This window comes from Labrys methylaminiphilus subsp. lupini (genome assembly GCF_051161885.1).
Lineage (GTDB): Bacteria > Pseudomonadota > Alphaproteobacteria > Rhizobiales > Labraceae > Labrys.
Genome location: NZ_JBMDIH010000002.1, coordinates 1,642,102 through 1,665,186, shown reverse-complemented (window position 1 = coordinate 1,665,186; position 23,085 = coordinate 1,642,102). Strand labels below are relative to the sequence as shown.

General features: G+C 63.2%; 22 protein-coding genes. 18 read left to right on the top strand and 4 right to left on the bottom strand.

From position 1 onward, the window contains the following. Positions 1–131: 131 nt before the first annotated feature. The 6 genes from ACN6KF_RS33275 to derI all read left to right on the top strand — a co-directional run bounded on the left by ACN6KF_RS33275 (position 132) and on the right by derI (position 6,519). Positions 132–1,733, top strand: coding sequence for an FGGY-family carbohydrate kinase (locus ACN6KF_RS33275; RefSeq protein ID WP_434961153.1), 1,602 nt, complete (start codon positions 132–134; stop codon positions 1,731–1,733). A gap of 5 nt (positions 1,734–1,738) precedes the next feature. Further along, positions 1,739–3,286: a glycerol-3-phosphate dehydrogenase gene (locus ACN6KF_RS33270; protein ID WP_434961370.1), complete on the top strand. Its 1,548-nt coding sequence runs from the start codon at positions 1,739–1,741 to the stop codon at positions 3,284–3,286. A 7-nt stretch (positions 3,287–3,293) separates the two neighbouring features. Beyond that, positions 3,294–4,226, top strand: coding sequence for a sugar phosphate isomerase/epimerase family protein (locus tag ACN6KF_RS33265; RefSeq protein ID WP_434961152.1), 933 nt, complete (start codon positions 3,294–3,296; stop codon positions 4,224–4,226). Next, a complete protein-coding gene (locus ACN6KF_RS33260; protein WP_434961151.1) occupies positions 4,219–5,205 on the top strand; it encodes a sugar-binding transcriptional regulator in 987 nt (328 codons plus the stop codon). The genes ACN6KF_RS33265 and ACN6KF_RS33260 overlap by 8 nt, the downstream gene beginning before the upstream one ends. A 64-nt stretch (positions 5,206–5,269) precedes the next feature. Further along, entirely contained in the window at positions 5,270–6,043 is a 774-nt protein-coding gene (locus tag ACN6KF_RS33255; RefSeq protein ID WP_434961150.1) for a triose-phosphate isomerase, read from the top strand. Between the two features lie 38 nt (positions 6,044–6,081). Further along, positions 6,082–6,519: a D-erythrulose-4-phosphate isomerase gene (gene derI / locus ACN6KF_RS33250; protein WP_434961149.1), complete on the top strand. Its 438-nt coding sequence runs from the start codon at positions 6,082–6,084 to the stop codon at positions 6,517–6,519. A gap of 274 nt (positions 6,520–6,793) precedes the next feature. Here the strand turns inward: derI and ACN6KF_RS33245 are convergent, their stop codons facing one another. Further along, positions 6,794–7,762, bottom strand: a complete 969-nt coding sequence (locus ACN6KF_RS33245) for a quinone oxidoreductase family protein (RefSeq protein ID WP_434961148.1) — start codon at positions 7,760–7,762, stop codon at positions 6,794–6,796. A 204-nt stretch (positions 7,763–7,966) separates the two neighbouring features. Further along, complete coding sequence (locus ACN6KF_RS33240) at positions 7,967–8,617, bottom strand: hydrolase (RefSeq protein WP_434961147.1); 651 nt, start codon at positions 8,615–8,617, stop codon at positions 7,967–7,969. A 153-nt stretch (positions 8,618–8,770) separates the two neighbouring features. Here ACN6KF_RS33240 and ACN6KF_RS33235 point away from each other — a divergent pair, with 153 nt between their 5' ends. Then, positions 8,771–9,664 carry a LysR family transcriptional regulator gene (locus ACN6KF_RS33235; RefSeq protein WP_434961146.1) on the top strand — a complete coding sequence of 298 codons (894 nt, stop codon included), beginning with the start codon at positions 8,771–8,773 and terminating at the stop codon, positions 9,662–9,664. A 281-nt stretch (positions 9,665–9,945) separates the two neighbouring features. Here the strand turns inward: ACN6KF_RS33235 and ACN6KF_RS33230 are convergent, their stop codons facing one another. Beyond that, a complete protein-coding gene (locus tag ACN6KF_RS33230; RefSeq protein WP_434961145.1) occupies positions 9,946–10,413 on the bottom strand; it encodes an Lrp/AsnC family transcriptional regulator in 468 nt (155 codons plus the stop codon). Positions 10,414–10,547: 134 nt separating this feature from the next. Between ACN6KF_RS33230 and ACN6KF_RS33225 the strand changes: the two genes are divergently transcribed. From ACN6KF_RS33225 to paaZ, 10 genes are all read left to right on the top strand, one after another. Then, positions 10,548–12,626, top strand: coding sequence for an alpha-ketoacid dehydrogenase subunit alpha/beta (locus ACN6KF_RS33225; RefSeq protein ID WP_434961144.1), 2,079 nt, complete (start codon positions 10,548–10,550; stop codon positions 12,624–12,626). A 2-nt stretch (positions 12,627–12,628) separates the two neighbouring features. Beyond that, entirely contained in the window at positions 12,629–13,864 is a 1,236-nt protein-coding gene (locus ACN6KF_RS33220) for a dihydrolipoamide acetyltransferase family protein (RefSeq protein WP_434961143.1), read from the top strand. Between the two features lie 515 nt (positions 13,865–14,379). Continuing rightward, a complete protein-coding gene (gene pcaF / locus ACN6KF_RS33215) occupies positions 14,380–15,585 on the top strand; it encodes a 3-oxoadipyl-CoA thiolase (protein ID WP_434961142.1) in 1,206 nt (401 codons plus the stop codon). Between the two features lie 30 nt (positions 15,586–15,615). Beyond that, a complete protein-coding gene (gene paaA, locus ACN6KF_RS33210; protein WP_434961141.1) occupies positions 15,616–16,620 on the top strand; it encodes a 1,2-phenylacetyl-CoA epoxidase subunit PaaA in 1,005 nt (334 codons plus the stop codon). Positions 16,621–16,661: 41 nt separating this feature from the next. Further along, complete coding sequence (gene paaB / locus ACN6KF_RS33205; RefSeq protein WP_434961140.1) at positions 16,662–16,946, top strand: 1,2-phenylacetyl-CoA epoxidase subunit PaaB; 285 nt, start codon at positions 16,662–16,664, stop codon at positions 16,944–16,946. 20 nt (positions 16,947–16,966) lie between these two features. Further along, complete coding sequence (gene paaC, locus ACN6KF_RS33200) at positions 16,967–17,716, top strand: 1,2-phenylacetyl-CoA epoxidase subunit PaaC (RefSeq protein WP_434961139.1); 750 nt, start codon at positions 16,967–16,969, stop codon at positions 17,714–17,716. Positions 17,717–17,725: 9 nt separating this feature from the next. Further along, the gene (paaD, locus tag ACN6KF_RS33195) at positions 17,726–18,283 is read left to right on the top strand and encodes a 1,2-phenylacetyl-CoA epoxidase subunit PaaD (protein WP_434961138.1); all 558 of its coding nucleotides are present in this window, start codon (positions 17,726–17,728) and stop codon (positions 18,281–18,283) included. 7 nt (positions 18,284–18,290) lie between these two features. Next, positions 18,291–19,364 carry a 1,2-phenylacetyl-CoA epoxidase subunit PaaE gene (paaE, locus tag ACN6KF_RS33190; protein ID WP_434961137.1) on the top strand — a complete coding sequence of 358 codons (1,074 nt, stop codon included), beginning with the start codon at positions 18,291–18,293 and terminating at the stop codon, positions 19,362–19,364. Beyond that, the gene (locus ACN6KF_RS33185) at positions 19,354–20,130 is read left to right on the top strand and encodes a Phenylacetic acid catabolic protein (RefSeq protein ID WP_434961136.1); all 777 of its coding nucleotides are present in this window, start codon (positions 19,354–19,356) and stop codon (positions 20,128–20,130) included. Before paaE ends, ACN6KF_RS33185 begins: the two co-directional genes overlap by 11 nt. Before the next feature lie 52 nt (positions 20,131–20,182). Further along, positions 20,183–22,237, top strand: coding sequence for a phenylacetic acid degradation bifunctional protein PaaZ (gene paaZ, locus ACN6KF_RS33180; protein ID WP_434961135.1), 2,055 nt, complete (start codon positions 20,183–20,185; stop codon positions 22,235–22,237). Between the two features lie 78 nt (positions 22,238–22,315). On the opposite strand, the gene ACN6KF_RS33175 is transcribed toward paaZ, so the two are convergent. After that, the gene (locus tag ACN6KF_RS33175) at positions 22,316–22,915 is read right to left on the bottom strand and encodes a TetR/AcrR family transcriptional regulator (protein WP_434961134.1); all 600 of its coding nucleotides are present in this window, start codon (positions 22,913–22,915) and stop codon (positions 22,316–22,318) included. Here ACN6KF_RS33175 and ACN6KF_RS33170 point away from each other — a divergent pair. Next, a complete protein-coding gene (locus ACN6KF_RS33170) occupies positions 22,830–23,081 on the top strand; it encodes a hypothetical protein (RefSeq protein WP_434961385.1) in 252 nt (83 codons plus the stop codon). The two genes, ACN6KF_RS33175 and ACN6KF_RS33170, sit on opposite strands and share 86 nt — an antisense overlap. The last annotated feature ends 4 nt before the right edge of the window (positions 23,082–23,085 follow it).

Genomic DNA, 23,085 nt, shown 5'->3' with positions numbered 1-23,085 from the left:
TATGAAAATCACAGTGATCGGAGATCGATGCGGACGGTGAAAATCGCCGGCGCGTGTGGGAGGCCTGGCTCTGTCAGGGAGATGGATCATGCGCGGAAGTGTCGGCCTGTCAGTTCGCGAAGGATGTTGCGATGTCCGCTGATCTGCTGATCGGGGTGGATGCCGGGACCTCGGTGATCAAGGCCGTCGCTTTCGATTTCGGCGGCCGCCAGGTCGGCGCCGCCTCCGTACCCAATCGTTACCTGCGCGGGGATGACGGCTCGGCGACCCAGTCGCTGGAGGCGACCTGGGCCGATTGTGTCGCGGCGCTGCGCGGATTGGCCGACAAAATCGAGAATCTGGCCGCCCGCACCGCGGCGCTCGCCGTCACGGCCCAGGGCGATGGCACCTGGCTGGTCGGTGCGGACAACGCGCCGGTGGCCGATGCCTGGCTGTGGCTGGATGCGCGGGCTGCGCCCACGGTGCGCAGCCTGGCAGTCTCCCCGCTGAACAGGGCTCGTTTCGAGGCCACCGGCACGGGCCTCAATACCTGCCAGCAGGGCTCGCAAATGGCCCATATGGACAGCCACAATCCGGATCTGCTCGACAGGGCCGAGGTGGCGCTGCATTGCAAGGACTGGCTCTATCTGAACCTGACAGACGTGCGCGCCACGGATCCGTCGGAAGCCAGCTTCACCTTCGGTAATTTCCGCACCCGCCGCTATGACGATGGGGTCGTGGAGGCCCTCGGCCTGACGCATCGGCGCAGCTTGTTGCCCGAAATCCTCGACGGCAGCCAAGTCACCCACGCCCTTACGAAGCGCGCGGCGGAGCAGACGGGATTGCTGGCGGGCACGCCGGTGAGCCTGGGCTATGTCGACATGGTCATGGCCGCTCTGGGGGCGGGTGTCTATGGCGGTTCGGGCGATGCGGCCTGTTCGACCATCGGCTCCACCGGCGTCCATATGCGGGCCAAGAGAGCGGCGGACGTTCATCTCAATGCGGAGGGTACCGGCTATGTCATTGCCCTGCCCGTGCCCGGTATCGTCACCCAGGTCCAGACCAACATGGCGGCCACGCTCAACATCGACTGGGTGTTGACGATCGCGGCCGACATTCTGGCGCAGATGGGCCAGAAGGTGGCGCATCAGGACCTGGTGAGGCGTATCGACGGCTGGCTGGCCGACAGCCGCCCGGGATCGCTGATCTACCATCCCTATATTTCCGATGCCGGGGAGCGTGGTCCCTTCGTCGATGCCGATGCGCGGGCCGGCTTCATCGGCCTGTCCGCCGGCCATCGCTATGCAGACCTGGTGCGCGCCGTCGTCGAAGGGCTCGGCCTGGCCATGCGCGATTGCTATGCCGCCATGGGCGATCTACCGGCCGAACTGCGCCTGGCCGGTGGCGCGGTGCGCTCGCGCGCCTTGCGCGCCGTGCTGTCAGCGGCGATCAACGCTCCGCTGCGCGTTTCCTCGCGCGAGGAGGCGGGGGCTGCCGGCGCGGCGATGATGGCGGCGGTTGCCGTCGGCGCCTTCAAGGACATGGATGCCTGCGTCGCCCAGTGGGTGACACCTCTCTTGGGGGCGCCAGAACCGCCCGATCCGACCCTGGCGAGCCTTTACGATCAATTGTTCCCCGCCTTCAGGGCCACGCGCCTCGAATTGACCCCGGCCTGGAATGCACTTGCGGCCGCCCGGCACGATGCCGTTGGGGCAAGCGCAGCACCGGGCGCGGGAAGGAGCCTTGCAGTATGAGTGAGATGATCGACCTCCCGACGATTGACCTTCTGGTGATCGGCGGCGGCATCAATGGTGCCGGCATCGCCCGCGATGCGGCAGGCCGCGGCCTGTCCGTCACGCTGGTGGAAAAGGACGATCTGGCCCAGGGCACGTCCTCGCGCTCGGGCAAGCTGGTGCATGGCGGCCTGCGCTATCTGGAATATTACGAGTTTCGTCTGGTTCGCGAGGCGCTGATCGAGCGTGAAGTCCTCTTGAACTCGGCCTGCCACATCATCTGGCCGATGCGGTTCGTGCTGCCGCACAGCCCGCAGGACAGGCCTGCCTGGCTGGTGCGCCTCGGCCTGTTCCTCTACGATCATCTCGGTGGCCGCAAGAAGCTTCCCGGCACGCGCGTGCTGGATCTGCGGCGCGATCCGGTCGGTGCGCCGATCCTCGATCAATATGCCAAGGGCTTCGAATATTCGGACTGCTGGGTCGATGATGCGCGGCTCGTCGCGCTCAACGCGCTCGGAGCCGCGGAAAAGGGCGCCACGATCCTCACCCGTACGGCGGCCGTCTCGGCGCGGCGGGAGGAGGGGGCCTGGACCGTCACGACTCGTGACGAGACCACAGGCGAAACCCGCACGCACCGAGCGCGCTGCATCGCCAACGCGGCGGGGCCCTGGGTTTCCGATGTCATCGCACAGGTGGCAGGCTCCAACTCCACACGCAATGTGCGCCTGGTCAAGGGCAGCCACATCATCGTGCCGAAATTCTGGGAGGGGCAGCAGGCCTATCTGGTGCAGAACCACGACAAGCGCGTGATCTTCATCAATCCTTATGAAGGGGACATGGCGCTGATCGGTACCACGGATATAGCCTATCAGGGCGCCGCCGAGGACGTCGCTGCCGACGAGACGGAAATCGACTACCTGATCACAGCGGTGAACCGCTACTTCAAGCAGAAGCTGCGCCGACAGGACGTGCTGCACGCCTTTTCGGGCGTCCGGCCGCTCTTCGATGACGGCAAGGGCAATCCATCCGCCGTCACGCGCGATTACGTCTTCGATCTCGATGAGACGGGCGGGGTGCCGCTGCTCAACGTCTTCGGCGGCAAGATCACCACCTTCCGTGAGCTTTCCGAGCGCGCGATGCACAGGCTCGGCAAGTTCTTCCCCAAAATGGGCGGTGACTGGACGCGCGAGGCCAAGCTGCCGGGCGGCGAGATCGAGAATGCCGATTATGTGAGCTTCGTCGAGAGCCTGCGCATCGCCTATTCCTGGATGCCCAACCGGCTGCTCCAGCATTATGGCCATGCCTATGGGGCACGCACCCGGCAGGTCGTTGGCTCGGCAAGCAGCATTGCCGATCTCGGCCGTCATTTCGGCGGCTGCCTCTTCGAGGCCGAGGCGCGCTATCTCGCCGGTCATGAATGGGCCCGCAGCGCCGAGGACGTCCTGGTGCGCCGGACCAAGCACTATCTCCACCTGAGTGATGCCGAAAAGGCGGCTTTCATCGCCTGGTTCGAGCAGGAGATGCCGACCGCAGGCGAGGCTACGCCGACCCGTTTTTCCAACGTTTCCGCCTGAGGATCCGATGCCTCTGACGCTGTCCCTCAATACCAATCCGCTGGTGAACCGTTTCGCCGATCCCGACGATCTGATCGACACGGTGGCGCGCGGTCTCAGGCTGCGCGACCTCCAGCTCACCCATGAATTCATCAATCCGAGCTGGCCCGCGCCCACCATAAGGCGCCTGGTCCGCGAGATGGGCAGCGCCCTGGCCCGCACCGGCGTACGCGTGACCAGTGGCATGACCGGGCCCTATGGCCGGCTCAATCATTTTGGACATCCCGATCCAGATGTGCGGCGCTATTATGTCGACTGGTTCAAGACCTTCGCCGACATCATCGGCGATCTCGGCGGCACGTCGGTCGGCACGCAGTTCGCCATCTTCACCTATGCCGATTATGACGACACGGCCCGCCGCGACGAGTTGGTCCAGATCGCCATCGAGTGCTGGGCGCAGGTCGCGGAGCACGCCAAGGCTGCCGGCCTCACCTCTGTCTTCTGGGAGCCGATGAGCATCGGCCGCGAGTTTGGCGAGACCATCGAGGCCTGCCTGTCGCTGCAGCGGCGGCTGACGGCCGCCGACATGGCCGTGCCGATGTGGATGATGGCCGATATTGATCACGGCGACGTCACCTCGTCCAATCCCGACGACTACGACCCCTATGCCTGGGCCCGGGCCGTGCCGAAGGTTTCTCCGATCATCCACATCAAGCAGAGCCTGATGGACAAGGGCGGCCATCGCCCCTTCACGGCCGAGTTCAATGCCAAGGGCCGGATCCAGCCCGAACCGCTGCTGGCGGCCCTTGCCGAGGGCGGGGCTGCAGACAACGAGATCTGCCTGGAGCTGAGCTTCAAGGAGCGCGAGCCCAACGACCGCCAGGTGGTGCCCCAGATTGCCGAAAGCATCGCCTTCTGGGCGCCTTTCATCGAGACAGGTGTGGAGGATCTTCATGTCTGACGCGGAACGGGGACGGAGAGGCGGGATGGGACGCGCCGTCACGGAGAACGAGCTGGAGGAGTCTCTCGCCCGTCGCGCGGCCTGGCTGCATTATGTCGGCGGCCTCACCCAGGCGGCCGTGGCCAAGCGGCTCGGCCTGCCCTCGGTGAAGACCCACCGCCTCATCGCGCGGGCAGTGGCGAGCGGCGTGGTCAAGGTCTCCATCGACGGCGACATCATCGAATGCGTCGAGCTGGAAGAAGAGCTCTGCCGGCGCTTCCATCTCGATCATTGCGAGGTCGCTCCCGATCTCGGCGAGGATGGCATCCCGCTGCGCGCGCTCGGCCAGGCCGGAGCGGGCTTCCTGCGGCGCGAGATCGAGCGGGGCGACCATCGCACCATCGGCCTGAGCCATGGGCGGACCCTGACGTCTGCCGTCGCGCATATGTCGCGCATCGCGGCCGGCCAGATGCGCTTCGTCTCGCTGCTCGGCGTGCTCACCCGCGATTATGCCGTCAACCCGCACGACGTCATGCACTCCATCGCCGAGAAGACCGGTGCGCAGGCCTATGTGATGCCGGTGCCGTTCTTCGCCAATTCCGCCGAGGACAAGGCAGTCCTGCTCGCCCAGCGCGGCATCGGCGAGGTGCTCGCCATGGCCAATGGCGCGGGGCTGAAGGTGGTGGGCATCGGTTCGGTCGATGCCGACGCCCAGCTTGTCTCGTCCGGCATGATGCATCCGCAGGAAATCCGGGAGATCAAGGCCGAGGGCGGCGTGGGCGAAATGCTCGGCTACTTCTTCGATGCCCAGGGGCGCGTGCTCGAGAACTCGTTGACCTCGCGAACCCTGGGCGTGGCGTTGAACGGACGCGCCGACGATCACATCGTCGGCATCGCAGGCGGGGCGAACAAGACCGAGGCCGTCCGGGCCGTGCTGCTCAGCGGCCGTCTCCGAGGCCTGATCACCGACGAGGCCACTGCGCGGGCGCTGCTCGGCTAGGCCCGCTTCAAACACACGAATTTGCAAGCCGGTCGGCAGCGGTCGGCACGGAGATACACGGAAAATGACACGTTATTGGGTCGGCACCAGCTGGAAGATGAACAAGACCCTGGAGGAGGGCCTGGCCTTTGCGAACGCCCTGGCCCAAGCGCTGGCTTCGGTCGATGATCGCTTGCAACCCTTCGTCATCCCGCCCTTCACCCTGGTGCGCGAGGTCAAGCAGGCGCTGGCCGCGACGCGGGTGAAGGTCGGCGCGCAGAACATGCACTGGGCCGACGCGGGAGCCTGGACCGGCGAAATCTCGCCGCGAATGCTGCGCGATTGTGGCCTCGACCTGGTCGAACTCGGGCATAGCGAGCGGCGGGAGCATTTCGGTGAGACGGATCGCACCGTCGGCCTCAAGACGGCGGCGGCCATAGGCCATGGCCTCATACCGCTGATCTGCGTCGGCGAGACCCTGGCGGAACGCGAGAGCGGCAGGGCCGAAGAGGTACTGGCGGCCCAGGTCGAGGGGGCGCTCTCGCAGCTTGGCAGCGGCAAGCCCGGCGTGGAAATCATCTTCGCCTATGAGCCGGTCTGGGCCATCGGCGAGAACGGTATTCCAGCCAGCGCCGACTATGCCGATGGCCAGCAGGCCCTGATCAAGCAGGTTGCGGCCGGGCGTCTCGGTACGGCCCCTGCGGTTCTCTATGGCGGCAGCGTCAACCCGGGCAATGCCGCCGACCTTATCGGCCAACCCCATATCGACGGCCTCTTCATCGGCCGCTCCGCCTGGCAGGCCGAGGGCTATCTCGACATCCTCGATCGCACGGCCCGAGCCCTGTCGGCACGGCCCTGATGCGCTCCCATCCCCTTATGCAAGGAAGGAAAACCGCCATGAAAATCGCACTCGGAGCCGACAGCGCGGGCAAGCCCCTGCTCGACGTCATCGCCGCGCATCTGGCCAATCGCCCGGACCTGGAGATCACCGACCTCAGCCAGTCGGGCTTCTATGCCGATCTCGCCGCCAAGGTCGGCCAGGATGTCCTCGACCACAAGCATGATCGCGCCATCCTGTTCTGCGGCACCGGCATCGGCGTATGCATCTCCGCCAACAAGGTGCCGGGCATCCGCGCGGCCCTCACGCATGATACCTATTCGGCCGAACGCGCCGCCAAGTCGAACAATGCCCAGATCATCACCATGGGTGCGCGGGTCGTCGGTCCGGAACTGGCCAAGGCCATCGTCGACACCTGGCTGTCCTCGAGTTTCGATCCCCAAGGCCCTTCGGCCGGAAATGTGCATGCCATCGATCAGCTCGATGCCAGAAGGTAGCGACTGCCTCTCCGAGTGACGGCGGTCTTTGCCGGCTGCTGTGACAACGCTAACGCATCGGGAGCCGCGGTCGGATGGAGGCAACCAATTCTGTCATAAGTCGCTCGCCATCTGGGCCTTACGGCCCCGATGACGTTTTGCGTTTGAATCCATGAGTTCGGTGAGTTCCGCCGCGCTGTAGCCTTTGCCGCGCCCGACAGAAGCAGGGTGATGCATTTTATCCTGCAGCCCTGGCCCCCGGAGGGCGCGACGATGGCTCACCCGACCTACGTGCTCATTGCCTGGCCGAGACGATTACAACGCGCCCGAGGATGGAATGGCCTTCGGCATAGGCGTGGGCTTCAGAGGCGGCCGCAAAGGGAAACGTTCTGTCCACGATCACCTTGAGATCCCCAGTTGCCGCCAGCTCCAGCATGCTGGAGACCGTGCGGTAGACATCCGGCTTTTCCAGTTGCGTTCCCATGAAGACACCGAAAAGCGATTGGTTCGCCTGTAGCGCCGACCACAGATCAATATTGAGCTGCGAGCCACCGGCGTTACCCACGACTATCAAACGCCCCTCGGGCCGGAGCGCCGACAGGGAGCCTTGCAGGGTGGTTCCTACCGGGTCCACGACGAGATCCGCGCCACGGCCTTCTGTCAGACGCATGACCGTATCGGCGACGTTGGCCGAGCGATGATCGATCGCATGATCGAGGCCAAGATCGACAAGGCGTTCGGCCCTCTTCGCCCCGGAGACCGTTGCAAGCACAGTTGCGCCTGCCCGATGCGCAAGCTGGATGGCGGCGAGCCCGACGCCGCCGGCGCCCGCCTGGATGAGGACAGTTTCGCCACGCTTCAAACCGCCCCGAGCGAAGAGGCAGTGATGAGCGGTCCCGAATGCGATGGGCAGAGCTGCGGCAGCGGCGATGTCGAGTCCCGCCGGCACGGGCCATGTCCGGCTGACGGCGACGGCACGCAACTCCGCATGCGACCCGGCGAGATCGAAGCTCGTCACCTTCTGGCCCACATGACGGTTCTTCACCTTCTCTCCGACCGCGATGATTTCGCCAGCGGCGGCATAGCCGACGACGAAGGCTGGATGGGGTGGAGGCGTGGACGCGCGATTGATCAGGTCGCCGCCCTCGATGGCGGCAGCCTCGACACGGATCAGGACGCCATCGTTTGGGCAAACCGGATCGGGCACATCCGCGTAGTGAAGGACAGCCGGCGGGCCGGGGTGATCATAGATGGCTGCTTTCATGGTTCTCTCACTGCGTCATTACTCTTGGGGGAACGATTAGACGCATCAGCAAGGGGGCCTTTCTTTAAGGTGCCGAAGTGACCTCCGGCTGCGGCGATGATATTCATCGCTGACATCACAAGGCTTCCCTCTGAGGTGAGGTTGGCGAGGCTCTACATACGGATCGCTCTGGATTTGTATCGAAACTCGCCATCCCGGCCCGGATCAGCCTTTGCTCGGCACGGGCGTTTTGAGCAGTTGCTGCTCCCAGAGAAAGGCAATGCCGCTGCCAGCGGCATGCTGCACAAGCACCTCCGAAAGCTCGGCGGCATGCTCTGTGCGAGCCCAGTCGCGCTGCCATTCCGAAGCCACCGCCAGCCAGGTCATCATGTTCGCGCCGGCCGCGATCATGCGCTGGATGGCGACCTCGTGTGCCTCGACCGAAGTGCCGCCGGACGCATCGGTGACAACCGTCACATCCCAGCCTTCGCCGAGCGCCTGGATCGTCGGCATTGCCACGCAAATCTCGGTCCACAGGCCCGCGATGATCAGCTGCTTGCGGCCCGTCGCCTTCACCGCATCCACAACCTTCTGGTCCTCCCAGGTATTGATGAACGTCCGGTCGATCACTTCCTGACCGGGGAAGACATCGGTGATCTGGGGGAAGATGACGCCGCCCCGGTCAGCGATCACACTGGTCAGGATGGTGGGCACGCCGAACGCCTTGGCGGCCTTCGCCAGAGCCGTCGAATTGTTGACCACCATATGCGGGTCGTGGCTGTTCAGGTTCGCGAGCTGGTAAGGCTGATGATCGATCAGAACGAGGACCGAGTCTTCGGGCCGAAGAAGCGAATCAAGGCCGTTGCGAAAGGTCATTATTGCGTCCTTTGCTGCCGCTTTGTGCGACATTGGGTTTGCGTGAGACATGCGCCAGCGGGCGACGCTTGCCGGCCGCAATTTGCCGTTCCCCATCCCGATGCGGTAGTGCCGTAGTTCGGTAAGCTGTGTCGCGAAATGAGGAACGCTGAATTGGATATCGAAGATCTACAGACATTCGTCGCAGTGGCCGATGCCGGGGGCGTATCGGCGGCGGCGCGCCGGCTCGGCGTCTCCAAGTCGATTGTCAGCCGGCGGCTCTTTCGGGTTGAAGCGGAGCTTGGCGTCCAGCTTCTTGCACGAACGACCCGCGGAGCCGCGCTCACAGAAGCAGGAATCACGTTCAGAGATCACGCGGCCAGAGCCAGCGCCGAGATCGATACGGCCCGGGAAACGATCCTCCCCACCGGTGAGCTGCGCGGCAGCCTGAGGGTTGCCATGCCGCTTACGTTCGGAGCGACCCACTTCGCCCCCGTGCTTGCGGAAATGGCGCGTCTGCACCCGAAGCTTCACATCCATGCTTCCTATAGCGATCGCTTCGTCGATCTCATCGCAGAGGGTTTCGATTGCGCGATCCGGGGCGCCTACCTTCAGGACTCCAACCTGATCGCGAAGCGTGTCGGGCCGATCCATGGAAAGCTTGTCGCAAGCCCGGATTATATCGAGGTGCACGGGTCACCCGGGACTCCGGGCGAACTCGCCGCCCATCAGGCCCTCATGCAGGGAACGGAAGCCTGGCAGTTCATGGATGGTGATGAGATCCTCACGGTTCAGCCGCAGGGCAGGTTCAAGGCCGACAGTGCCACGGCGCTTGCCGCGGCGGCGGCGGCAGGTCTCGGTATCGCCTGGCTCCCCGACTGCATCACACATGAATATGTGGCCTCCGGCGCACTGGTCCCGATCATGACACGCTATCCGGTACCTCCGGGGGGCGCCTATGTCGTCCGCCCGCCCGGTCAGCATCCCACGCGGAAAGTGCGGGTGCTCACGGAGATGCTGATTGAGTATTTCAAACGCAACACGGATCTTTGGGGCCTTGACGGCTAGGGCGCGAACGGTTCGGCCAATCGCCTCTATCGTAATATGCCGAGGGAAATCGCGGTTTCAGCCATTGTGATGCGCTGCGCGCGTAAGACCTGGTTGCGGATCCCCGCAACAAATTTGGTCATAAATCGCTAACCGTCCCGGTCTGATCAACCCGGGCGGTCCTTATATTTGAATACCACTGGTACGTGTTTGCCCGCCGAGACTGCGACCTGGCCAGATCAGTCACCAAATTCTACTGCCAGGCGATTCTGGGGCGCGACTGTGCGAGGGCCTGATGCTCGTCATGGTGGCAGGATCGTTGTGTATTTGACCTCCTTTAGCGCGAAGTGAGACGAAGAGGTCGCAACCGAGCTGTGGGCGAGGATCCCGTCCAGGAGCAGGCGCTCGTAGTTCTTGATATCCTTGACCGCCAGCCTCAGCACATAATCCCAGTCTCCCGTCATTGCATAGCATTCCAATACCTCTTCGTAGCTTCCGACGAAAAGCTCGAAACTTTTGCGGGCCGCCGGATCCTGGGATTTCATCCGGATCTGGCAAAAGACGGTCTGTCCCCGCCCGATAGATTCGGGGCTTACAAGACGCACTGTCGGCCCCAGAACCCCAATTTCCTCAAGCTTCTTGATCCTGCGCCAGCATGATGCAGGGGAGCTTCCGATCTGCTCGGCCAATACGACATGGCTTATGTTCGCCTCGCGTTGCAGGGCGCGGATAATGCGTCTGTCAAGCGCATCGAGCTCGGCGGCTGTCATTCACTTTCTCCGCATTATCGAAACACTCATACCAAGTTTCATTAAAATCCGGTCGAGAATGAAACGTATTTCCTGAGTTGTCGAGATATGATTGCTTTCCCAGGCGTTCTGGTTTGGAACCAGGGGAGAAATAGATGGCGCAAGCGCAGCTCAGCAGCTCATTGCCAGTCCTGCCGGCCCCCGAGATTGACTGGCGTCGTGTCGTCTATCTGCTGCATCTGTCGAGGACACTCGACAGTCTGGAGGAGACCCAACTGGTCCCGAGCAAAGAGGTGCTCTATCAGTTCTCCGCACGCGGACATGACATGGCCCAAATACTCCTCGGGCTGCAATTGTCCGATCGACACGACGCGGCTTGCGGTTACTACCGATCTCGTCCCCTGCTGCTTACACTGGGTGTCGATCCTGCGGATGCGCTAGGATCCGCCATGGGGCGGTCGGGTGGCTACTCCGACGGTCGCGACATCGGAGTCGTCTTCAACTATCCCAATCCGACAGGAGCCTCCGCGCTGCCGATGTGCGGCGGCGTCGGTACACAGTACACGCCGACGGCGGGATGGGCGCAAGCCATCCGCTATTACAGCGAGACCTTGCACAGGCCTGAATACGAACGTGCGATCGCCGTGGTTCTTGGAGGTGACGGGTCGGTTGCCTCCAACGGCTTCTGGGCAGCACTTACGATTGCCACGACGGAAGGTCTGCCGATGTTGTTTTACGTGGAGGACAACGGATATGGCATATCGGTTCCCTCGACGTTCCAGACGCCCGGGGGGGACATCGCGGCGAACCTCTCCTCCTGGCAGGGGTTGGCAATCTTTTCAGGCGACGGCACGGATCCGGCCGAGGCCGCACGTTTGTCCCACCAGGCCATAGCCCATGTGCGCGAGACCCGGACCCCGGCGATGCTGCATCTGACGGTGCCTCGCCTCCAAGGCCACAGCTTTCAGGACACCCAAACGTACAAGTCGGAGGAAATCGTGGCAGCGGAATGGAGGCGCGATCCATTGCCGCGGCTGAAGGAATATCTCGTGCCTGCCATCATGAGCGAAGAGGAATGGAAGACCGTGTCCGCTGATGCCGAAAGCGCCGTTGAAGCGGCGCTGGAGGTGGCGGAAGCGCGCCCGTCTGCGAAGCCCGAGACCGTAATGCGAAACGTCTTCTACGAGGGCGAAATGCAGGCGATGGGAGGCCAGCATCGTGCCGGCTATAGAGTGCCCCCAAGTACCGACAGACCAGCCGACAAGGGGCAGCGCATCAACATGGTCACGGCCATCCGGCGCACCCTCGAGCACGAACTGACGATCAATGAGCGTGTGGTCCTGTTCGGCGAGGATATCGGCACAAAGGGCGGCGTTCATGCCGCAACGCTTGGTCTGCAGGAAAAATTCGGCACTGGCCGTGTCTTCGACACCTCGCTCTCTGAGGAAGGCATAATCGGCCGGGCCGTGGGCATGGCGCTTGCCGGATTATTACCCGTACCGGAGATCCAGTTCCGCAAATATGCAGAGCCGGCAACCGAACAGATCAACGATTGCGGTACGATTCGCTGGCGTACCAACAACCGCTTCGCCGCTCCTATGGTGGTACGCATGCCGGGCGGCTTCTTCAAATGCGGCGATCCCTGGCATAGCCAGACAAACGAGGTGGCCTTCGTCCACCAGCCCGGCTGGAAGGTGGCCGTGCCCTCCAACGCGCGCGATGCCGTTGGACTGTTGCGTGCCGCATTGCGGGGCAACGATCCTGTCATCTTCTTCGAGCATCGGGAAATGTTGGATCATAGCTGGGCGCGCCGGCCCTATCCCGGAGATGATTTTGTCCTGCCCTTTGGCAAGGCAGATTTCGTCCGGAGCGGCAAAGACATCACGATCGTCACCTGGGGCGCCATGGTCAATCGTTGTCAGGAGGCTACCGAGGGCATCTCCGCAGACGTGATCGATCTGCGCACTCTGATGCCTTGGGATTGTCAGTCGGTGCTGGATTCCGTGAGACGCACGGGTCGCTGCCTGATCGTTCATGAGGACTTGTCCACCGGCGGTTTCGGCGCCGAGATAGCGGCCGTCGTCGCCGACGAGACTTTCATGGATCTGGATGCGCCTGTCTCGCGTCTTACCATGCCCGACATCCCGAGCCCTCATAATCTCGAACTGCTCGAATGGGCGGTTCCATCGGTAGCGCGCATCCGCGAGCGCATCACCGAGCTTTTGGAGTTCTGATCATGGCCGAGGTCATCGACATCTGCGTTCCTCCGGAACACGAAGGCACAAAGGCCATCGTTGCCAACTGGTTGAAAAAAAGCGGCGACGAGATCGCGATCGACGAACCGCTGGTAGAATTGGAGACAGACAAGGTCACGCAGGAAATTCCTTCGCCTGTCGCCGGCGTGCTGTCGGAAATCGTACTCGATACGGGCGAGATCGCCATTCCGGGAGCGGTGCTGGCCCGGGTAACTATCGGAGAGGCGTCCTCCCCATCCGCCGAGCCCCGTCCAACCCAAACGGCTGTCCCGGCTGCAGCGGGGGACGGGGCAATCCGCTATTCGCCGGCAGTGCGTCGCGCGGCTGAGCAATATGGCATCGACCCGGCGAATATCCCCGGAACGGGCAAGGGCGGGCGCGTCACACGCGCCGATATGGAGACCGCCGTCGCGGAGCGAGGGCTCACGGCAGACAGGAGGGCGGCCGAGCCACAACAGACCATGATTGCACCGATAGTTTCCCAGCCGCGACCGGCGAGCGCGAAAGCGTCCACACCGGCAGGGTCCCGTAGAGTTCCACATTCGCCGATGCGGCTTGCCATTGCTCAGCATATGGCGAGCTCGGTTGCGGCCGCGCCTCATGTGACGGCTGTGTTCGAGGCTGATTTCAGCGCCATCATTCGCCACCGCAACCATCACAAGCGGCGGTTAGCCGAAGACGGCATCAATCTGTCCTATACCGCCTATATCGCAGCCGCTTGCGTCCCCGCCATGCGTGCGGTGCCGGAGGTCAACAGCCATTGGCACGACGATGCGCTCGAAATCTTCGATGATGTGAATATTGGTATTGGCACGGCACTGGGCGACAAGGGGCTGGTCGTGCCGGTGATCCATCAAGTTCAGGATCTGGCCCTGGAGGGCATTGCCCGCGGGCTCCAGGACCTGACCCTCCGTGCCCGTGACGGCAAATTGTCCCCGGCCGATATGCGCGGCGGAACATTCACCATCTCGAACCATGGTGTCTCCGGCTCCCTGGTGGCGACACCCGTCATAATCAATCAGCCACAGTCGGCCATCCTAGGCGTCGGCGCGCTGCAAAAGCGTGCCGTAGTACGCGAGATCGACGGCAGCGATGCGCTGGTGATCCGGCCGATGGCCTACGTGTCGCTGACCATCGATCATCGTTCGCTTGACGGGCACCAGACGAACGCATGGCTGAGTCATTTCGTAAAAACGCTGCAGGAGTGGCCGCTGTGACCAGGGTCTTGACTACGACGTTCTCGTGATCGGCGGCGGTCCGGGAGAATATGTCTACGCGATCCGGGCAGCTCAGCACGGGCCCGGGAGCTGCCTGTGTTGAGCGTCGCGCCACCCATGGGGACACTTGCCTCAACGAAGGAAGCCACCAGAGTAGCCGCCACTCGCCGACTGCCATCTTCCGATATCGGGTGGCATTTTCCGAATGAGTGCGACTTGATCGACTTCATTGCGGCCCGAAATCGGTGACCCGGCTACAGACGTTTTCACAGAAAGTGTCACATCTGCGCTCCGCCATGCGTGCTTCGATGTTGCGATGGTTCGAGCTGAGCCACTGAAACAGCCAAACGGTATGTCGAGTAACAGCGGAGGGGAGGCGGTGGGGTCGCATGGGATATGGACATCAGCGACCACCCCTGAGGTGACGGTCCTGATTGACTCGATCAGGAAAAGGTGTAATTACATAACCGGCCGGTCGGTAAATTATTTAAGATGCCCCGGGCCACGGAGGGTCGATGCCTGACGCTTTCATCTGCGATGCCGTTCGTACGCCGTTTGGCCGATATGGCGGAGCGCTGGCGGGCGTGCGCGCCGACGACCTGGCCGCGATTCCGCTGGCTGCGTTGATGCAGCGCAATGATGGTGTGGATTGGTCCGCTGTCGACGACGTTATCCTGGGCTGCGCCAATCAGGCGGGCGAGGACAATCGCAATGTTGCGCGTATGGCAGTGCTTCTTTCCGGCATGCCCGTCGATGTTCCAGGCACCACCGTCAACCGGCTTTGTGGCTCAGGGCTCGATGCAGTGGGACTGGCCGCACGCTCCATTCGGGCCGGGGACTGCAGTCTGATGATTGCCGGCGGCGTGGAAAGCATGTCGCGCGCGCCCTTCGTCATGCCGAAAGCGGATACGGCCTTTTCGCGTGCCAACGCGGTCTACGACACTACGATCGGCTGGCGTTTTATCAATCCGAACATGAAGAAGGTGCATGGCGTCGATTCCATGCCTGAGACCGCCGACAACGTTGCCGCGGATTTCGGCGTATCGCGTGCGGACCAGGACATGTTCGCGCTCCGCAGCCAGCAGCGCTGGGCCGCGGCGCAGATCGCGGGTCGGTTTGCCGACGAGCTTGTTCCGGTTCGCCTGCCGCAGAAGAAGGGGGACCCGATCGCGGTCGAGCGCGACGAACACCCACGCCCCGATGGGACAATCGAGCAGCTCGCCAAGCTGAGAGGCGTCAACGGTCCCGATCTTTCGGTAACGGCCGGTAACGCTTCGGGCGTCAATGATGGTGCCGCGGCGCTGATCATCGCCAGTGAAGCGGCCGCCAAGGCAAATGGCCTGACGCCGCGTGCCCGCGTCGTTGCGATGGCTGCCGCCGGTGTGCCTCCCCGTATCATGGGCATCGGTCCGGTACCCGCCGTGCGCAAGGCGCTCGCAACGGCTGGCCTGACGCTCGGACAGATCGACCTGGTCGAGCTCAATGAAGCATTTGCCGCCCAGTCATTGGTCGTGCTGCGCGAACTCGGTTTGCCAGATGATGCCCCTCATGTGAACCCGAATGGCGGCGCCATCGCCATCGGCCATCCGCTGGGCGCCAGTGGTGCCCGGTTGGCAACCACGGCGTCTTGGCAGTTGCAGCGCACCGGCGGACGTTATGCGCTGTGCACGATGTGTGTTGGTGTGGGCCAGGGCATTGCATTGATCCTCGAGCGCGTCTGACGCGCGGATCGTAGAAAGGGAGACGCCGCGATGTACGCACAGATGGTCAAGACCGATGCCGCGCGAGTCCTCGCCCTCGACGAGATGGATCCGGTCGAGCGTGCCTTTCAGGAGCGCATCAATGCCGGCCAGAAGATCGAGCCGAAGGAGTGGATGCCGGAGGGTTACCGCAAGACGCTCGTGCGCCAGATCAGCCAGCACGCCCATTCGGAGATCGTCGGCCAGTTGCCGGAGGGAAATTGGATTACCCGCGCGCCGACACTGGAGCGCAAGGCGATCCTGCTCGCCAAGGTACAGGATGAGGCCGGCCACGGGCTCTATCTCTACTGCGCCGCCGAGACCCTCGGCGTCAGCCGCGACGAGATGTATGAGCAACTGCATTCCGGCAAGGCCAAATACTCCTCGATCTTCAACTACCCGACACTGACCTGGGCCGATATCGGCGCCGTCGGCTGGCTCGTGGACGGCGCGGCGATCATGAACCAGGTGCCGCTGCAGCGCTGCTCCTACGGGCCCTACGCGCGCGCCATGGTCCGCATCTGCAAGGAAGAGAGCTTCCACCAGCGCCAAGGCTTCGACATCCTCGCGGTATTGTGCAAGGGCACGCCGGAGCAGAAGGCGATGGCGCAGGATGCGCTGAACCGTTGGTGGTGGCCATCGCTGATGATGTTTGGTCCTTCCGACACGGATTCGGTGCATTCAGCGCAGTCGATGGCCTGGAACATCAAGCAGGATTCCAATGACGAACTGCGCCAGAAATTCGTCGACCAGACCGTGCCGCAGGCCAGGTTCCTCGGCCTGACCATCCCCGATCCCAAGCTCGTATGGAACGAGGAGAAGGGCGGCTACGATTTCGGCGAGCCGGACTGGAACGAATTCTTTGAAATCATCGCCGGCAACGGCCCGTGCAACCGGGAGCGCCTGGAGGCGCGCCGTAAGGCCTGGGACGACGGCGCCTGGTTCCGCGACGGATTGACGGCCCATGCAGGCAAGCAGGCGCAACGCCGGCAGGCCGCCAAGATCGCGGCGGAATGATCACCAATGACGTCGGCAACTCGTCAATAGGAGTGACCCAAATGTCCAAAGAATGGCCTTTGTGGGAAGTCTTCATCCGCGGTCAGCACGGTCTGAACCACCGGCATGTCGGAAGCCTTCACGCGCCCGACGCCGAAATGGCGATCCACAATGCGCGCGACGTCTATACCCGCCGCAATGAGGGCATCAGCATCTGGGTGGTGCGTTCCTCCGACGTCGTGGCCAGCGCTCCCTCCGAGAAAGGTCCGCTATTCGATCCCGCCAATTCGAAAGTCTATCGGCACCCGACCTTCTTCGACGTGCCGGATGAAGTGGGGCATATGTGATGGCGCACGTTTCCTCCGGCTTGCCGGTGCTGGCCGAGTTTGCGCTCAGGATGGGCGACACCTGCCTGATCCTCGGACACCGCAATTCCGAATGGTGCGGTCATTCGCCCGCGCTCGAGGAAGATATCGCGCTGGCCAACACGGCGCTCGATCTGATCGGCCAGACGCAGCTCTGGCTGGGCTTGGCCGCAGAGGCCGAAGGCAAGGGCCGCACGCCCGATACTCTAGCCTATCTGCGCGACGCGTCGGCCTACCGCAACCTGCTGCTGGTCGAGCAGCCGAACGGCGATTTCGGCCGCACCATCATGCGGCAATATCTGTTCGATGCCTGGCACTTGCCGATGCTGAAAGCGCTGATGACGTCGAGCGACAGGCGGGTCGCCGAGATCGCCGAAAAGGCCTCCAAGGAAGCCACCTATCATCTCGACCGCAGCGCCGACCTCGTGGTGCGTCTGGGGGATGGCACCGAAGAAAGCCATGCGCGCATGCAGTCCGCGCTCGATGTCCTATGGCCCTATGCCGGCGAGATGTTCCTGAGTGATGCGGTTGACGAAGAGCTGGCATCGAGCGGCGTCGCACCGGCGCCGGAATCGCTGCGCGCGGCCTGGGATCAGCATGTGGGCCGCACGCTCGCCGACGCGACGCTGAAGGCGCCAGAGAAGTCATACGCCCACAAGGGTGGCAAGCGCGGCGTGCACTCCGAGCATCTGGGCTACATCCTGGCTGAAATGCAGTTCCTGCAGCGCGCCTATCCCGGCGCGAATTGGTGAGGTGCGGCGATGCCTGAACCACACCCCGTGCCGGTCGTGCCCGCGGCCCGTTACGACGCGGCGTCCGGAACGGGCGAACCGATTCACCCGTCCGAGGCGCGCGTCTGGTCGTGGCTTTCGGAAATTCCCGACCCCGAGATCCCGGTGATCTCGCTGACCGATCTCGGCATCATCCGCCAGGTGGCCTGGGCTGGCGACACACTGGAAGTGACCGTGACGCCAACCTATTCCGGCTGCCCGGCGACCAGTGTCATCAATTTCGAGATCGACCGCCATCTGCGCGCGAGAGGTATCGCCAAGCTCCGGCTCAAGCGCCAGCTTTCGCCAGCCTGGACGACGGCCTGGATCAGCACCGAAGGCCGAGACAAGCTGTCGGCCTACGGCATTGCGCCGCCCGTCGAGGGAACAGCGGCGTGTGCAGGATCCCTGCAGCCTCGCGAGGTCTCGTGCCCACGCTGTGGCTCCACACGGACGGAACGTATCAGCCAATTCGGCTCGACGCCGTGCAAGGCGCATTTCCGCTGCACCGAATGTCTCGAACCCTTCGACTATTTCAAGAGCATTTGAGGGACCGATGGCCCGCTTCCTGTCACTCAAAGTCGCCGACGTTCGCCGCGAGACACGTGATGCGGTGGTGGTCACACTCGTACCTCCCGAAGAGCATCGGGCGGCGTTCGATTTCACCCAAGGCCAATATCTGACCTTTCGCCGCTCTTTCGACGGTGAGGAACTGCGCCGCTCCTACTCCATCTGCGCTGGCAAGGACGAGGGTGTGCTCAAGGTCGGCATCAAGCGCGTCGACGGCGGCGCCTTCTCCACCTGGGCCAATGAGGGGCTGAAGCCCGGCGACACGCTGGAGGCGATGCCGCCGATGGGTGCCTTCCACGTGCCGCTGCAGCCCGAATGCGGGCGACATTATCTCGGCTTTGCCGGCGGGAGCGGCATCACGCCGGTGCTGTCGCTCATCAAGACGACGCTGGCGCGCGAACCCAGGTCTCGCTTCACACTGATCTATGGCAACCGCTCGATCAATTCGATCATGTTCCGAGAGGAACTCGAGGACATCAAAAGCATGCATCTCGGGCGGTTCAACGTGATCCATGTGCTGGAAAGCGAGTCGCAGGACATCGACCTCTTTTCCGGCCGCATCGACGCTGACAAATGTACCCGGCTATTCAAGAGCTGGATCGACATCGACAGCGTCGACATGACCTTCATCTGCGGACCCGAGCCGATGATGCTGGCCATCGCCGCATCGCTGCGCGAGCACGGGCTGCGCGATGACCAGATCAAGTTCGAACTGTTCGCCTCGGCTCCGCGTCGGGCGGCGCCTACCGTCAAGGCCGCGGCCGATGGCGCCAGGGCGGAGACCTGCAAGGCCACGATCACGCTCGACGGCTCGACCCGCGTGATCGAGATGCCGAAGAAGGGCCAGACCATTCTCGATGCGGCGCTGGGCGCCAATCTCGACGCACCCTATGCCTGCAAGGCAGGGGTCTGCTCGACGTGCCGGGCGATGGTGCTCGAGGGTGAGGTCGAAATGGAAACCAATCATGCTCTCGAAGACTACGAAGTGCGGCGCGGCTATGTGCTCACCTGTCAATGCTTCCCGCTTAGCGACAATGTGGTGGTGAGCTATGACCAATGAGCCGGCCGACATCGCCGCCCCCATGCCGCTGGAGAGCTATCTGGCGCAGGGAGGCATGCTGACGACGCCTGAAAACGCGCCGCCGCGTTATCGTGGCGAGTTGCTCAGATTGATGGCGACCTTCGTCGACAGCGAACTGGCCGGGGCCGCGGGTTTCGCCGATGTCGTCAATCTAGGACCAGGCATCAAGGAGCGCATTGCCGCCTCGCGCATTGTGCTGGAGAAACTCGATCATGCCGAGCGCGTGCTGGAGATCATGGGCGAGTTCGGTGCCGACGTCTCGCGCTATGCCAACCACCATCCCTGGACCAAGCGCGTGGCGCGCGACAGGGATCTGGGGGCCGCGCGTCATGGTTCGGACATGCGGCTTGCCGTGTTGCACTATCCGCTGCAAGGCTGGACCGATGCGGTGGTGATGAACGTGCTGATGGGCCGCGCCGTGGTCATCCAGCTCGGTGAGTTTTCGAGACTGTCCTATCAGCCGCTGGCAGAGATCTTCCGCACCGTCGCGCCGCGAGAGCGCCGGCACATGGAACTTGGCGAGGAAGGCTTGCGCAAGATCCTGGAGGACCGATCCGCCAGACCGGCGGTCGAGGCCTCGATCGCCTATTGGAGACCGCGCGTCGCGGCGAGCTTCGGCAGCGGGACTTCCGCGCATTTCGAAACGCAGAAGAAATTTGGCTTGCGCCGCACGAGCAATCCCGACCTCGCCAGCGAGTGGGAGCGCCAGGTGAGCGTGCTGCTCCATGACATCGGATTGGCCTGAGCGCCCTCCGATCGACCTTTCGCATTCGCCCCCAAACCGAAGAGTAATTGCGATGAACGCACCCGTGATCACGAGCCGACAACTGGAGTCCTATGTTGCGGGGCAATGGCTGCGCGGCGCCGGCAAGGCGGTGGCGCTGCTCGACGCAGCGACCGGCAACGTGGTTGCCCATATCGATGCCAGCGGCCTCGACATGAAGGCCATGCTCGATCACGGCCGCCGCACCGGCGGGCCGGCCCTGCGCAAGATGAGCTTCCATGAACGGGCCCTGATGCTGAAGGCGCTCGGGCAGGCGCTGATGGAAGCCAAGGAAGAATTCTACGCACTGTCGACCGCAACCGGCGCGACCCGTACCGATAGCTGGATCGACATCGAGGGCGGCATCGGCACGCTGCTATCCTACGCCTCCAAGGGCCGGCGCGAGCTGCCGAATGCGCGCACGCTCATTGATGGGGAGGTGGAAGCCCTGTCGCGTGACAATAGCTTCTCCGGCCAGCACATCCTGACGCCGCTGGAAGGCGTGGCGATTCACATCAATGCCTTCAACTTCCCATGCTGGGGCATGCTCGAAAAGCTCGCACCGACCCTGCTCGCCGGCATGCCGGCGATCATCAAGCCAGCCAGCCAGACCGCCTATCTGACTGAACTGATGGTGCGCCGTATCATCGCCCTGAACATCCTGCCGGAAGGCGCGCTGCAACTGATCAGCGGCTCGGTTGGAGATCTCCTCGATCATGTCGACTGCCAGGACGTCGTGACGTTTACCGGCTCGGCAGCGACCGGCCGAAAGCTGAGATCGCATCCTTCGATCGTGGAAAATTCGGTACGCTTCACCATGGAGGCGGATTCTCTCAATGCCGCGATCCTCGGCCCTGATGCCGTGGCCGGCACCGAGGAATTCGACCTGTTCGTGAAGGAGGTCGCACGCGAAATGACGGTGAAAGCCGGCCAGAAATGCACGGCAATCCGCCGCGTGTTCGCGCCGCACCGCAGTGTCGAGGCACTGGTCAAGGCGCTGGGCGACAGGCTAGCGAAGACGGCCGTTGGCAATCCGGCCGAGGATACGGCCAGGATGGGCCCCCTCGCGAGCTTGGCACAGCGCGACGAGGTGCGCCAGCGCATCAAGGACCTGCAGCGCGATGCCGAGATCGTCATCGGCGATCCCGACCGGCCGACCATCATATCGGGTGACGCCGAGGCAGGCGCCTTCCTCAATCCGGTGCTGCTCTATTGTGACAAGCCGGCCTCGGCGCAGGCGGTTCACGATGTGGAAGCGTTCGGCCCCGTCAGCACGATCATGCCCTACGAGACCATCGAGGATGCGGCCGCGCTGGCCCGGCGCGGCAAGGGCAGCCTGGTTGCCTCGGTATTCACCAACGATCCCGTATTCGCGCGCGAGGCCGTACAGGCGCTGGGGCCGTGGCACGGCCGCCTGCTGATCGGCAATCGGGCCAGCGCCAAATCCTCGACGGGTCACGGTTCGCCATTGCCTGGGCTGGTGCATGGCGGACCCGGACGCGCCGGTGGCGGCGAGGAACTCGGCGGCATGCGTTCTGTGAAGCACTATATGCAGCGTACCGCCGTGCAGGCGGCCCCCTGGCTGCTTTCCGAAGTGACCGGCCGCTGGATGCAGGGCGCCAAGGTGAAGCAGGACAGTGTTCACCCGTTCCGCAAATCGCTGGCTGAACTGGAAATCGGCGACCAGATGGTCACAGCTGCCCGTACCGTAACGTTGGAGGACATCGAGCATTTCGCCAGTTTCACCGGCGATACCTTCTATGCCCATATGGATGAGGCCGCTGCCAAGGCCAATCCCTTCTTCGACGGGCGCGTGGCACATGGTTATCTGATCGTGTCCTTCGCGGCGGGCCTTTTCGTCGATCCGGCGCCGGGACCGGTACTCGCCAATTATGGCGTCGACAGTCTGCGTTTCCTCAAGCCGGTCAATCCGGGGGACACGCTGCGGGTGACCTTGACCTGCAAGCAGATCAATCCTCGCCAGACCGAAGATTATGGCGAAGTGCGCTGGGATTGCATGGTATCGAACCAGGATGCAGAGGTGGTCGCCCAATATGATGTCCTGACCATGGTAGCCAAGACCCTGTGAGATCGAGTTCGAGCAGGCAGGTGTAATGCGCAGGGGCGAAGAGGTGGCTTCGAAATCGCTTCTCGCCTCGTCGATGCCTTAGCGGCCAAGCGACTCTGCGCCGTTCAGAAAGAGCGTGGTGACCATGTCGGCATAGCCGTCGCGGTTCAGCGCTCCACTCGGTTTGAACCAGGTATAGACCCAATTCAAAATACCGAAGAGGGACATGGTAACCGGCGTGACGCCCGCTTTGCTCTTCGCCAACGCCGGATTGATTTCGATCAGCACGTCCGAAAAGGCTTTCACGATACGGCGCTCCATCTGCTGGAGTTCCGCACGCTGCCTATCGGGCAGCGATCCCGTCGCATTGAGAAGCACTTGATGAAAATCCGCAGCCGACCGGTAGTTCTCCAGGACGCTGCCGATCAGATTGCGAAGACGCTGGCGCGGCTCCAGGGCCGGATCGTCGGTCTTGCTGATCGCGGCCTCTAGTTCGACGAGATGGGTGCGACCGATGTCGAAGATCAGCAACTCCTTGCTCGGATAGTAATGGTAGAGCAACGCTTTGGAGACATTGTTTTCCTGGGCGATCTGCGCCATCGACGCTCGCTCCATGCCGAGCTTGGCGAAGACGGCAGCTGCGCTTTCAAGAATGCTGCGGCGCTTGTCGTCGAAATCGGCCGCCCTTGTTCGCGCCATGTCTCGTATCCTTCACCTGCAATCGCTGCCGACGTTCTATTCCGCCGAATCAATGTCGTCGATGTGCTCCTCCTCCGTCGTGAACATCGACCATGCTTTTGTCGGGCGATGCAAGTCTGGCTATCGGGCCAGCCCGCCGGTGCCGTTCAGTCGTTTCAAAGAATGAGCCA